General features: G+C 72.5%; 10 protein-coding genes. 6 read left to right on the top strand and 4 right to left on the bottom strand.

Translation table 11 applies throughout. The features are described 5' to 3' along the window. The first annotated feature begins 85 nt into the window (after positions 1-85). Positions 86-1,114 carry an O-antigen ligase family protein gene (locus tag ACFYRX_RS20155; protein WP_389101377.1) on the top strand — a complete coding sequence of 343 codons (1,029 nt, stop codon included), beginning with the start codon at positions 86-88 and terminating at the stop codon, positions 1,112-1,114. 15 nt (positions 1,115-1,129) lie between these two features. On the opposite strand, the gene ACFYRX_RS20150 is transcribed toward ACFYRX_RS20155, so the two are convergent. Continuing rightward, complete coding sequence (locus ACFYRX_RS20150) at positions 1,130-1,678, bottom strand: hypothetical protein (RefSeq protein WP_389101376.1); 549 nt, start codon at positions 1,676-1,678, stop codon at positions 1,130-1,132. Between the two features lie 101 nt (positions 1,679-1,779). Beyond that, positions 1,780-2,568, bottom strand: coding sequence for a glutamate racemase (locus ACFYRX_RS20145; protein WP_389101374.1), 789 nt, complete (start codon positions 2,566-2,568; stop codon positions 1,780-1,782). 39 nt (positions 2,569-2,607) lie between these two features. On the opposite strand from ACFYRX_RS20145, the gene ACFYRX_RS20140 reads away from it, so the two are divergent. Beyond that, the gene (locus ACFYRX_RS20140) at positions 2,608-3,804 is read left to right on the top strand and encodes a glycosyltransferase (protein WP_389101372.1); all 1,197 of its coding nucleotides are present in this window, start codon (positions 2,608-2,610) and stop codon (positions 3,802-3,804) included. A 4-nt stretch (positions 3,805-3,808) separates the two neighbouring features. Here the strand turns inward: ACFYRX_RS20140 and ACFYRX_RS20135 are convergent, their stop codons facing one another. Further along, positions 3,809-5,035 (bottom strand): TerD family protein, encoded by a 1,227-nt coding sequence (locus ACFYRX_RS20135; RefSeq protein WP_389101659.1) that lies wholly within the window; start codon positions 5,033-5,035, stop codon positions 3,809-3,811. A gap of 297 nt (positions 5,036-5,332) precedes the next feature. Between ACFYRX_RS20135 and ACFYRX_RS20130 the strand changes: the two genes are divergently transcribed. From ACFYRX_RS20130 to ACFYRX_RS20115, 4 genes are all read left to right on the top strand, one after another. Further along, entirely contained in the window at positions 5,333-5,770 is a 438-nt protein-coding gene (locus ACFYRX_RS20130; protein ID WP_389101370.1) for a DUF6643 family protein, read from the top strand. A 42-nt stretch (positions 5,771-5,812) separates the two neighbouring features. Continuing rightward, positions 5,813-6,640, top strand: a complete 828-nt coding sequence (locus tag ACFYRX_RS20125; RefSeq protein ID WP_389101368.1) for an MOSC domain-containing protein — start codon at positions 5,813-5,815, stop codon at positions 6,638-6,640. A 222-nt stretch (positions 6,641-6,862) separates the two neighbouring features. Continuing rightward, positions 6,863-7,468, top strand: coding sequence for a hypothetical protein (locus ACFYRX_RS20120; RefSeq protein ID WP_389101367.1), 606 nt, complete (start codon positions 6,863-6,865; stop codon positions 7,466-7,468). A gap of 111 nt (positions 7,469-7,579) precedes the next feature. Beyond that, on the top strand, positions 7,580-10,015 hold the full coding sequence (locus tag ACFYRX_RS20115) for a right-handed parallel beta-helix repeat-containing protein (RefSeq protein WP_389101365.1): 2,436 nt from the start codon (positions 7,580-7,582) through the stop codon (positions 10,013-10,015). Here the strand turns inward: ACFYRX_RS20115 and ACFYRX_RS20110 are convergent. Then, complete coding sequence (locus ACFYRX_RS20110; protein WP_389101363.1) at positions 9,985-12,330, bottom strand: hypothetical protein; 2,346 nt, start codon at positions 12,328-12,330, stop codon at positions 9,985-9,987. The two genes, ACFYRX_RS20115 and ACFYRX_RS20110, sit on opposite strands and share 31 nt — an antisense overlap. Positions 12,331-12,542: the final 212 nt, after the last annotated feature.

Genomic DNA, 12,542 nt, shown 5'->3' with positions numbered 1-12,542 from the left:
CCTGTCGTACGGGCCGGCAGCGTCCGGGCGGCGGGGCCACAGGTCGGGGGACCGGGGTTCGGGGGGCGGGGTGGGTTCCACAGGGATGACGACTGTGGCCGGTTCCGATGAGGACGGCGACAGACGAAACGTTTCGGACGTGGTCGGCGTCCTGGTGCTCGGGGCCAGTGCCGTGTGGTCGCTGATCACGGCGGCCGCGCACGAGGGCCGGCCGGAGGGCGTCCTCCTCGCCCTGCTGGCCGTCGCCGCGGGGTATTCCGCGGGCCGCATCTCGGGGGCGCTGCTGCCGGTGGCCGCACCCTGTGCCGCCGCGCTGGCGGGCCTGGGCCTGACGGTGGGGCTCCCCCATCTCTCGCCGGACCCCGAGATCGCCGCACCGCTCGGTCACGCGGGTGCCACGGCCGCCCTGCTGACGCTCGCCACCGGTGCCGCGTGCTGCGCCGCCTGGTCCTGCGAAGTAGCCCACCTGCGGCTTCTCCTGCGGCTGCTGGCCGTGGGCATCGCCGTGGCCGCGGCCGCCCTGGGTTCGTTCTCCGGGCTGGTCGCCTGCACGGCGGTCCTGCTGTGCTCGCTCGCCGCGGGCCGGATGCACCACCGCGGCACGGGCCTCGCCGGTCTCGCCCTCGCCGCGACCACGGTCACCGGCCTGACCTGGGCGGTCGCGGGGAACGCGGTGCCGGACGGGCCGGCCGAAGCGCTGCGCGGCCAGCTCACCCCGCACCGGATCGACCTGTGGCGCGACGCCCTGCACCTGGCGCGTGAAGACACCGCGCTCGGCGTGGGGCCCGGGCGCTTCGGCGAGCTCAGCACGACGGCGGCCCAGTCCCTGCTGCCCGACGGGAAGCCGCACTCGGCGCCGCTTCAGCTCGCCGCCGAGCAGGGCGTGGTCGGAGTGGTGCTGCTGGCGGCCGCCTTCTGCTGGCTGCTGCACGCGCTGTGGCGCTCTCCACGCTCCACACCTGTCGTCCTGACCGCGGGCGCGTCCCTGACGGTGCTGGCGGCCATCGCCGCGGTCGGCAACGCGCTGAGCTTCACGATGGTGTCGGTGGGCGCGGGCATCCTGGCGGGCCTGGCGACGGCTCACCCTTTCCGCGACGAGCCGTCCCCGAGGTGAGCGATCGGCTCGGTCTCAGCGCCGCGGCCCGGTCGCCCCGGATCGCAGCCGGTCCCGGATGATGCGCACGGCGGCCTCCGCGTCGTCCACGGTGATCGTGAACGTGTGGCCGTCCCACAGCTGAAGGATCACGCCCTCACCACGGCGTACGACGACGGCGGTGCCCTTCTCGGGACGCCAGCGGTAGCCCCAGCCGCCCCATTGGCGCGGGTTGACGTGCGGGGCGAACTCGGCACCGGCGACGTGCGCCAGCGGGATCCGGCGGCGCGGTACGCCGATGTGGCCGCAGCGCACCTCCAGGGAATCCATGTCGACCTTGAGGGCGACGTGGACGAAGGCGAGCGTGAGGAAGAGGACCAGCAGTCCCGCGGCGATGCAGCCGACCACGGACATGACGAGCGGGGCGACGCCGGAGGTCCACGCCGAGTCGACGGCGAGCTCGACGCCGAGCGCCACGATCGCGGCACCGCCGAGCGCCAGCAGCCACTGGATCCGGTTGGAGGCGCGACCGGTCCAGACGTCGGTGTGGTGCGAGGTGTGCTCGCCGTGGGGGTGGTCCCTCATGCCTACGAGGTTACTCAGGTTTCGCCGTACGGGTACCTCGTCGCGGAGAGTGACTGCGCCGGGCGGGGTTTTCCGGCCGATGACCTTGCCTATGACGACGGTCAGCGGGCGGGTGTGGCCGTCCGCAGGAGCCGGCCTTCCTCGTAGGCCAGGGCGGGCACGGGCAACCCGCTGCCCTCGCGTCCGCTGAGCAGCACCATGAGGGTGCCGGTGGCCGCCGCCTCGGGGGCGGGTCGCGCACCGATCCGGCGCAGTGCCTGGGCGGCGACCGCTCCGGCGGAGCCGTGCAGGACGAGCGGGGGGCGGCCGGGTCGCTGTACGGCGGCACGGATGCGCTCGGCGACCAGTTCGTAGTGGGTGCAGCCCAGGACGACGGTCGTCACGTCCTCGGGTGTCAGGGCGGCGGCCGCGGCGACGGCGGCGTCGATCGCGGCCTCGTCGGCGTGCTCCACCGCCTCGGCCAGGCCGTGGCAGGGCACCTCGGTGGCGGGCACACCGCTGGCGAACTCGTCGATGAGCCCGCGCTGGTAGGGGCTGCCCGTGGTGGCCGGCGTCGCCCAGATGGCGAAGGGGCCGCCGCCGGCCGCGGCGGGCTTGATCGCGGGCACGGTGCCGATGACCGGAAGACCCGGTTCGAGGCGGGTGCGCAGGGCGGTCAGGGCGTGCACGGTGGCGGTGTTGCAGCCGATGATCAGGGCCTCGGGACCGTGGGCGGCGGCGGCCTCGGCGAGGCTCAGCGCCCGCCCGATGATGTCGTCCGGCGTCCGGGGACCCCACGGCATGCCGTCGGGGTCGAGGGAGAGCACGAGATCGGCGTCGGGGCGCAGCCGCCGTACCGCGGCGGTGGCCGCCAGCAGGCCGATTCCGGAGTCCAAGAGCGCGATCTTCACCCGGCCACGATAGACGATGAGCCTTTGCGGTCCGGTCCCGTGGGGCAGACTGCGCGCGTGAGCGCCATCGCGTGGACCGCCGCCGTATCCCTCGCCGCCTGGCTGTGGCTGCTGCTCTGCCAGGGCTTCTTCTGGCGCACGGATGTGAGGCTCCCGCCGGAGCGGGATCCGGGGACCTGGCCGTCCGTGGGTGTGGTGGTGCCGGCCCGCGACGAGGCGGACGTGCTGCCCGCGAGCCTCCCCTCGCTGCTGGCCCAGGACTATCCCGGCCGGGCGGAGGTCTTCCTCGTCGACGACGGCAGCTCGGACGGCACCGGGGAACTGGCACGCGAGCTGGCCCATCGGAACGGGGGTCTGCCGCTGACCGTGTCCTCACCCGGGGAGCCGCCCGCAGGGTGGACGGGGAAGCTGTGGGCCGTGCGCCACGGCATCGGCCTGGCACGCGCGCGTGGCCCCGAGTACCTGCTCCTGACGGATGCCGACATCGCACACGAGCCCGACAGCCTGCGGCGACTGGTCGCGGCCGCGCACGCCGGGGGCTTCGACGTCGTCTCGCAGATGGCCCGGCTGCGGGTGGAGAGTCTGTGGGAGCGGCTCGTGGTGCCGGCGTTCGTCTACTTCTTCGCGCAGCTGTATCCGTTCCGCCGGATCGGCAGGAAGGGCGCGCGGACGGCGGCCGCTGCGGGCGGCTGTGTCCTGCTGCGCGCCGAGACCGCCGAGCGGGCGCGGATCCCGGACGCCATCCGGCACGCCGTCATCGACGACGTGGCCCTCGCACGGGCCGTCAAGGGCGGGGGCGGGCACATCTGGCTGGGGCTCGCCGAGCGGGTGGACAGCGTGCGTCCCTATCCCCGGCTGCACGACCTGTGGCGGATGGTGTCACGCAGCGCGTACGCGCAGCTCCGCCACAACCCGCTGGTGCTGTCCGGGACGGTCGCCGGGCTCTTCCTGGTCTACCTGGTGCCGCCCGTCGCCGTCCTCGTGGGTGCGGCCACGGGACATACGGCGGCCTTGCTGCTCGGTACGTGCGCGTGGCTGATCATGACCGGGACGTACGTCCCGATGCTCCGCTACTACCGGCAGCCGCTGTGGCTCGCTCCTCTGCTGCCGTTCACCGCGTTTCTCTATCTCCTCATGACGGTCGACTCGGCGGTGCAGCACTACAGGGGGCGCGGCGCGGCCTGGAAGGGCCGCACGTACGCGCGTCCCGACGCCGTCGTCACCGAGGAGCGGTGAGCCCTCACTTGCGGCCCGGTGTCCAGTTCATGCCCCAGCCGTAGGCGTGGTCGACCGTCCGCTGCGGGCTCACCCCGCGGTCGGGCACCAGGTAGCGGGCCTCGCGCTGGACGACGAGGTCGTCACCGGTGTGGGTGATCAGGGCCAGCGCGCACACCGTCGAAGGCACGGTGCACTCGTCGAGGGAGAACTCGATGGGGCCGCCGTTCTGCGGCTGGAGCGTGACCGTGGCATGCAGGTCGGCGAAGGACCGCGCGCCCTCGTAGATGGTCACGAAGACGAGGATGCGGCGGAAGTCCCGTCTGTGGTCGAGGTTCACGGTGAGGTTCTCGCCGGTGGCGACCGAACCGGTGCGGTCGTCGCCGTCGAGATGGATGTACGGCGGCTGGTGCAGGGCTCCGTAGGCGTTGCCGAGGGCCTGTACGACTCCTTTGCGGCCGTCGGCGAGTTCGTACAGGGCGCACAGGTCGAGGTCGAGGTCGGCGTGCATGGCCGTTGCGCGACCGCGCTTGCTGCCCCAGCCCGAGAACTGTTTGTGCACCTGCCAGTTGAGGTTCACACGCATCGCGCCCGAGGTGCCGCCCTGTTTGGCGAGGGAGACGGAGGGGGCCGACTTGGTCAGCGTGACCTTGGTGAGGCGGACCGGTTGCGCGGCGGGCGGGGGCGGCGCGCCGACCGGTGCGGGTGCCGTGACCGGGGGTGCGGCGTGCTGGGGTTCGTCCACGGTGATGCCGAAGTCCGTTGCCAGACCTTCCAGTCCGCTGTCGTACCCCTGCCCCACGGCACGGAACTTCCAGGCGCCCTGCCGACGGTAGAACTCACCTAGCACGAAAGCGGTTTCGACGGTGGCGTCCATGCTGTCGAACCGCGCGGCCACGGTGCCGTGCGCGGTATCCCGGACCTCGATGCAGAGGTCCGGGACCTGGGCGAAGGTCGCGTCGTCCGCGGAAGCTGCCAGTACGACGGTCTCCACCGACGGCTCCACGCGCGCGAGGTCGACGAGCAACGTGTCGGTCACCCGGCCGCCGTCGGTTCGCTTGCCCTCGTGACGGACCGCTCCGGAGGCGTGCTCGGGCTGGTTGTAGAAGACGAAGTCGGCGTCGGAACGGACCCGTCCGGCGACCAGCAGCAGGGCCGAGGCATCCACCAGGGGGACTCCCGGTCCGGAGCGCCAGCTCAATTCCACGCGCAGTGCCGTCGTGGGCACCGGAACGTTCGACCCTTTCGACATCGACATGTCCGCCCCCATCGGGTCTCGGCAGGTCGGGACGCGCCCCGGCGGTCCCTCGTGTTCTACCCGCTCAACCTATTCCTCCAGGACAGCGAACTCCCATCCCACGCACAGGAAGATCGCCGGTCAACCGTCGGTAACCCGCTGGGAACTCGGGCTTTACACGACTCGGACATGGATTGACGTCCTTTTTTGCCGAGTTCGCTCGCATTGGGGATCCCACGTCACTGCCGACACGGAAAACAACCCTCTTATCGGTCTCCCCAACCAGCACATCGTGGGCTTACCTTATGTGCCATGACCTCCCCCCGCTCCACTTATGGCGGCGGCTACTACTCCGCCTCCTTCCCGGACACTCCGATCTACGACTCGCTCGTGGCCGAGCGGGGCACCCCGCAGATCGCCCCGATCCGGGTCCCTGCCGCGTACGACGTCCCGGTCAGCAATCTGCCCGCGCTGCCCTCCGCGCTGCCCGCCCTTCCCGCGGGCCCCTCTCAGTACGCCTACGGCTACCCGCAGGCGCAGCAGCCCTCTCCGCTGCAGCAGGCGCCCGCGGCGTACATCCCACAGCAGGCCGCCGCGCCGCGCGGCTATCCGGGGCCGCAGCAGCAGCCTCGTCAGGCGGCTCCCGGCATGGGCACGGGCTACGAGGCGATGCGCCCGGCGGCTCCCCGGCCCGCTCCGGCGGCTCCCTATCAGGACCCGTACAACAACCAGCAGTACCGGGGGTACTGATTCCCCTCCCCGGCTGTCAGTGCCTCCTGGCACGATGACCTCATGGGGAATGCGCAGCTGGTGTCGATTCACGTCCATCCGGTCAAGGCGTTGCGGAGCCTCGCGCTCCGGGAGGCCGACGTGGAGCCCTGGGGGCTGGCCGGAGACCGGCGCTGGGTGCTGGTCGACGACGGGGGAAAGGTCGTCACACAACGACAGCAGCCGCGCCTCGCGCTGGCCGCCGCCGAGCTGATGCCCGGCGGCGGCGTCGTGCTGTCCGCGCCCGGCATGGATCCGCTGGCCGTAGAGGTCCCCGAACCGGTCGAGACCGTCACGCTCGACCTCTTCGGGGAAAAGATCGAGGGTGTGCCCGCCGCCGACGCGTCCGCACACTCCTGGTGCAGCGACTACCTGGGCATCACGGCACGCCTCGTCCACATGGACGCCCCCGAGACCCGCCGCCCGGTCGATCCCGAGTACGCCCTGCCGGGTGAGACCGTCTCCTTCGCCGACGGATATCCGCTGCTGCTCGCCTCCACGGCCTCCCTGGACGCCCTCAACTCCCTGATCTCCGAAGGCCGGCACGCGGCCGATGGCCCCCTGCCCATGAACCGATTCCGGCCGAACGTCGTCGTGGACGGCGCGGATGCCTGGGCCGAGGACGACTGGTCGCGCATCGCGATCGGCGACGTCACCTTCCGGGTGGCCAAGATGTGCGGGCGGTGTGTGGTGACCACGACCGACCAGGCCAGCGCCGTCCGTGGCAAGGAGCCCCTGCACACCCTGGGCCTACACCGCCGCTTCGGCAAAGGGCTGGTCTTCGGCCAGAACCTGGTGCCCCTGTCCCGCGGCACCATCCGGGTCGGTGATCCGGTCAGGATTCTCGAATAGGTGGTCGGGCGGGCCGTCCGCGGAACGGCCGCGGTCAGGGTGCGTCAAAGATCCACCTGGGTCCGACCGGCGGGAACACGGCCCGGGGGCCCGCGCGTTGGGGCTTTCGTGAGGAGTTCATGAGAGGACCGGGCCGCAGGTGATTTCGCTCTCTCTTCGCCCGGTCCCGTGCGTGAACGACTCGACCGGGAGTTATCACGGAGCGGGAAGGGGGTGCGGACGGTGCGAGCGATCAGCGGGCTCTGGCGTTGGCGGCGCAATCCTCTACGGCGCGGGACCGACCTGGCCGAGGCCTGGGTGGGCCTCGTGGCCCTGGTGCTGATCCTGGTGGCAGGACCGGTGATCGGCGCGTTCACCGGCGGGGCGGCACAGGACGCGTTGCAGCGCTCCGCACGGGCGCAGCGCGAGTCCCGCGAACTGGTGACGGCGACAGTCGTCCGCAAACTGAACCGCTCACCGCTGGACGCCGATCCCGAGACCTCCTCCGGACGGGATCTGCGAAGCCGTGTACTGGCCGACTGGACCGCGCCGGACGGCACCACGCATGAGGGCAAGGTCCTGGCCGAGCTCCAGAGCCCGCACCGCGGCGACCGCTTCAGCATCTGGACGGACCTGCACGGCCGGATAGCCGCCCGGCCGCTGGACTCCGCCACCGCCACCACCCATGCCGTGCTCGCCGGCACCGGCGCGGCCCTGCTGACCGCGGGCCTGATCGAGGGCGGCCGACGGTTCGCGGTCTGGCGCATGGTCCGTCGCCGGTACGACCGTTGGGACCAGGCCTGGGACCGCGCGGGCCCGGACTGGGGCCGGACCGGCACCGGCAGTTGACGGCCTTCCGGCTCTGGTCAACCCACCGCCCGCGCGCACGCTACGGTGGACCGGCCGAGGTTCCTCGGCAGCACAAACCCGCGTACGACGAGGTGGGGGCACAGCAACGCCATGGCACAGGGCACGGTCCAGGTGACGCACACCGGTACATCGCGGTGGCGGCGCCGCACGGGTGAGTACGCGTCGCTCGCCGCCGCCCTGGAGGCCGCGGCGGACGGTGACGTCCTCACGGTCGCGCCCGGCACCTACCGGGAGAACCTCGTCCTGCAGCGGGCGGTGACCCTGCGCGGCCCGGAGGGTTCACCCGGCTCCGTGCGGATCGCGCCGATGGACGGCGTGCCGTTGACCGTGCGTGCCTCCGCGGTGGTCCAGGACCTGCATGTGGAGGGTCAGGACGCGGCCGCGCCCGCCCTGCTCGTCGAGGAGGGCACCCCCGAGCTCGTCGACATCCGGGTCGTCACCCGCTCCGCGGCCGGGATAGAGGTGCGCGGCGGCGCGCGGCCGACCGTGCGGCGCTGCACCGTCGACAACCCGGCCGGCATCGGCATCGCCGTACTGGACGGCGCGGGAGGCGTGTTCGAGGAGTGCGAGATCGTGGCGGCCGGCCAGTCCGGCGTCTCGGTCCGCGGTGGCGCCCACCCCCGTCTGGAGCGCTGCCGGGTCCACCACACCTCGGGCTCGGGTCTGGCGGTGACCGGCGAGAGCTCCGCGCTGGAGGCCGTCGGGTGTGAGGTCTACGAGGTCCGCGGCAGCGGGGTCCAGATCACCGGCCGGGCCACCGCCCACCTCACCGACTGCGATGTGCACCGCACCACCGCCGACGGCGTCACGCTCGACACCGACGCGGTACTGACCCTGGCCGACTGCCGTATCCACGACATCCCGGAGAACGCGGTCGACCTGCGTTCCCGCTCGGTCCTGACCCTGACCCGCACCACGGTCCGGCAGTTCGGGCGCAACGGCCTGTCGGTGTGGGATCCGGGCACGCGCGTGGACGCCAACCAGTGCGAGATCTTCGACAGCACGGGCGACTACCCGGCCGTCTGGGTCAGCGACGGCGCCACCGCCGTGCTCGACTCGTGCCGGGTGCACGACGTGCCGGACGCCCTGTTCGTCCTGGACCGCGGCTCCCGCGCGGACGTCGTCGACAGCGACATCTCCCAGGTCCGCAACACGGCCGTGTCGGTCAGTGACGGCGCCACCGCCCAGCTCGACGACTGCCGGATCCGGGACGCGGCGACCGGCGCCTGGTTCCGCGACCACGGCAGCGGCGGCACCCTCAACAACTGCACCGTGGACGGCACCCAGACCGGCGTGATCGTCACCAAGGGCGCCGATCCCACGATGGAGCGCTGCACCGTCGACTCCCCGGCCGAGGCCGGCTTCTACGTGTCGGCGGGGGGCCGCGGAAGCTTCCTGAACTGCCGGGTGACCGGCAGCGGCGGCTACGGCTTCCACGTGATAGACGGCTGCCGCACGACGCTCAAGAAGTGCCGTACGGAGCGGTGCGCGCGCGGGGGTTACGAGTTCGCGGACGCCCCGGACGCGGCGGCCGGCGCGGGCCCCGTCGTCGAGGACTGCACGAGCGACGAGAGCGGCGGCCCGACACCGCCCGCGGCCCGGGAGACGGCCGTACTGACGGAGTCCCACTCCCCCGGTGTGCTGGGCGCCATCCCCGGGCAGCGCATCACCGAGCAGGAACCGCTGGTACCCCCTGCCGAACCGGACAAGGCGTCGCGCACCTCGAAGGCCGTCCTCGGTGAACTCGACGCGCTGGTGGGCCTGGACAGCGTCAAGCGCGAGGTCCGGGCGCTCACCGACATGATCGAGGTGGGCCGGCGCCGCCGGGAGGCCGGTCTCAAGGCCGCGTCCGTCAAGCGCCACCTGGTCTTCACGGGCTCCCCCGGCACGGGCAAGACCACGGTGGCCCGGCTCTACGGCGAGATCCTCGCGTCCCTCGGTGTGCTGGAGAAGGGCCATCTCGTCGAGGTGTCCCGCGTCGACCTGGTCGGCGAGCACATCGGCTCCACCGCGATCCGCACTCAGGAGGCCTTCGACAGGGCGCGCGGCGGAGTGCTGTTCATCGACGAGGCGTACGCGCTGTCGCCGGAGGACTCGGGCCGGGACTTCGGCAAGGAGGCCATCGACACGCTGGTCAAGCTGATGGAGGACCACCGGGACGCGGTCGTGGTGATCGTAGCGGGCTACACCGCCGAGATGGAGCGGTTCCTGTCGGTCAACCCGGGTGTGGCCTCCCGTTTCTCACGCACCATCACCTTCAGCGACTACGACCCCGAGGAACTCCTCAGCATCGTGGAGCAGCAGGCCGAGGAGCACGAGTACCGGCTGGCACCGGGCGCCCCGGAGGCCCTGCGGAAGTACTTCACGGTGCTGCCCAAGGGGCCTGCCTTCGGCAACGGCCGTACCGCTCGCCAGACCTTCGAGGCGATGGTGGAGCGGCACGCGAGCCGGGTCGCCCAGGTGGACGACCCGACCACGGACGATCTCACGCTGCTCTACGCCGAGGACCTGCCCGAGTCGTCCTGAGACCGCGGGCCCGGCACGTCCGGCTGGAGCCTGCCCAGCAGTTTCGCCCGCTCCTCGGCGAACACCGGGTCGGCCTGGTAGTCGGAGTGGCCGAGGATCGGCGCGGGCAGCGGGTGCAGGTCGGTACGGCCGTGGACCAGCGGGTCCTTCAGGGGCTCCCGGTCCACCTCGGGGCCGCAGTCGCCGGGCAGCCGGACCGGGCCGCCGATGGGGTCGGTGAGCCGGTGGAGGTTGCGCCAGCAGTCCACGTCGTGGTGCAGGGCGGTGAGGGCGGCCGGGCCGAAGTGGGCCGGGAACCAGCGGCCGTAGAGGCGTTCCAGCGGGGAGCCGTAGGTCAGCAGGGCGACCCGCTTGCGGACCGGCGGCTCCAGTTGCCAGGCCGCGGCGGCCGCGAGCACGCTGCCCTGGGAGTGTCCGGAGATGACCAGCCGGCCGCGCGTGGTCCGGGTCCAGGTCGCCATCCGCCAGGTCAGGTCGGGTACCGCGCGCTCGGCGTAGCAGGGCGGGGCGAAGGGGTGGGCCGCGCGGGGCCAGAAGGTGCCGACGTCCCAGAGGATGCCGATGGTGCGGCGGGCGGAGGGGTCCTTGTAGGCGCGTCTTCCCCAGGTGACGAACAGGATGAAGCCGAGGCCGATCAGCCAGGACCCGAGTGCTTGTGCACTCTGCGCGGCACTCTCGACGAAGGCGTACGACCCCTCGGCGGCCTTGCCCGGTGTCTCGTGGGAGGTCAGCGCGCCGACGAGGGCTGCGGCGCCGAGCAGCAGGGTGCTGGCCGACGTCACGCCGAGCAGGCGCGGTCCCCGGTCCGTCAGCGCGGCCATGGCGCGGGTTCTTGCGATGTGCCGGGTGCGTGCCGCGTCCTTGGGTTCCTCGGGGTATTCGCTCTCCACCGTGGCCAGTTGGGCCCGGCCGGCCCGCACGGTCCGCCGGCCGAGCCAGGCGCAGTGCCCCAGAAGCACGAGGAGGACCAGCGGGATCACGGACGCCTGCCAGGTGAGCAGGACCGGCGGTCCGGGGATGCTCGCGCCGGTGCCGTCCAGCCAGTCCGCCACCCGCTGCGACACACCGCCGGACATCACCCCGCCCAGCGCGCAGGCCAGCATCGCCACGGCGGGTCCGCCCAGGCCCCGCAGCGCGGCCCGTGGGTCGGGATGCGTGCGGTACAGCACGCGGGCGACCGCGGCGAGGGCGATGACCAGCGCTCCCTGGACGAAGGCGATGCCGCCGAAGGTGGCGTCCCCCGACAGCCGGCCGTGCGACTGCCACCCCGGCCGCTCCCACCCGGCGTACACCGCGGCGAGGGCGAGCAGAAGGAGCGCGGCGAGCGGCAGGAGTCGTACGAGATGCTCGTCGAGGGCCCGGTCGAGATGCTTCTCGCTGCGTCCGCGCCGGCACACCACCCAGACGACGGCGACCCCGGCGGCGACGAGCCCGGTCTGCAGGAGTCGGCCGAGGGTGTCGAGCAGGGCGGGGCCGTCCGGGCCGCGGTCGAAGCGGGCAGCCGTCGAACCGACCGCCGCGGCGATCGTCAGCAGTCCGGCGGCGGTGTGCGCGGCGCGCAGGCGGGCGACCAGGCGGCGGCCGTACCAGAAGCCGGGTCGGCCGAGCGCGGTGCGGTCATGGTCGTCCTCGGGCGCGCCCTGGCGGGACATGGGCTGCTGGGACTCGTAGTCGCTCCAGGTGCGGTGGGACAGGTACCAGAGCAGACCGGTGAGCGCGGCCGGGACGAGAGCCGCGAGGGCGAGACGGCGGCCGGGTCTGCTCCACCAGCCTCCTTCCGAGACGTCGGGCGACAGAAAGCCCAGCCAGGAGTGCGACTCGGCGCACGCGCGCGTGCCCGCGCACTGCCATGCCGCGAGGTCCAGGGCCACCTCACAGGCCGCGGCGATCAACAGCACCGTAAGGGTCAGGCCCGCGAGCCGGACCAGCAGGCCGTACAGCCGCACCGTTCGTCTACGGCCGCGCGTGGTGGGGCGCATCCAGTGGGCGAGGTTGACCACCATGAACGGAAGCAACAGCAGCCACAGGGCGCGGGTGCCATTTCCCGACGTGAGGTTGCACCAGACGTACGCCTCGGGTATCGGGCGGGTGCGGCCGTCGTGCGGGCCGGTATCTGCGGTCTCCGCGTCGACGTCGTCGGCGCGCCGGAACACGGCCGCGATGTCGTCGCCGGTGATCCGCACCGTGCGCGGATCGTCGAGCATCTTCTCCGGTGTGGTGCCGCCCACTCCGTGGACCAGGAGTTCCAGGGCGGTGCCGGGTTCTTCGGGCCGGGCGGCCGAGCCGTCCGTGCCCGCGGTCGGGACACGTTCCACTTTTCGCACTTCCCCCGTGACGCGCTGTCGGCATCTGTCCGTGCGGGCACAAGGATCTCCGCTCGGCGTGTTTCGCGCACGTCTCGTCACGGAATCTCCCCGATCCGGGTGACAGCGGGAGCCCCGGTGTGAAGCTGGTGACATGAGCGCGACGGGACGGGCGGTGGCGCGACCGGAGGGGGCCCGTGCGAGTATGGGACGTCCGCACGCCT

It is taken from the genome of Streptomyces sp. NPDC005374, from assembly GCF_042872225.1.
Lineage (GTDB): Bacteria > Actinomycetota > Actinomycetes > Streptomycetales > Streptomycetaceae > Streptomyces.
This window is presented reverse-complemented; position numbering and strand designations above follow the sequence as displayed.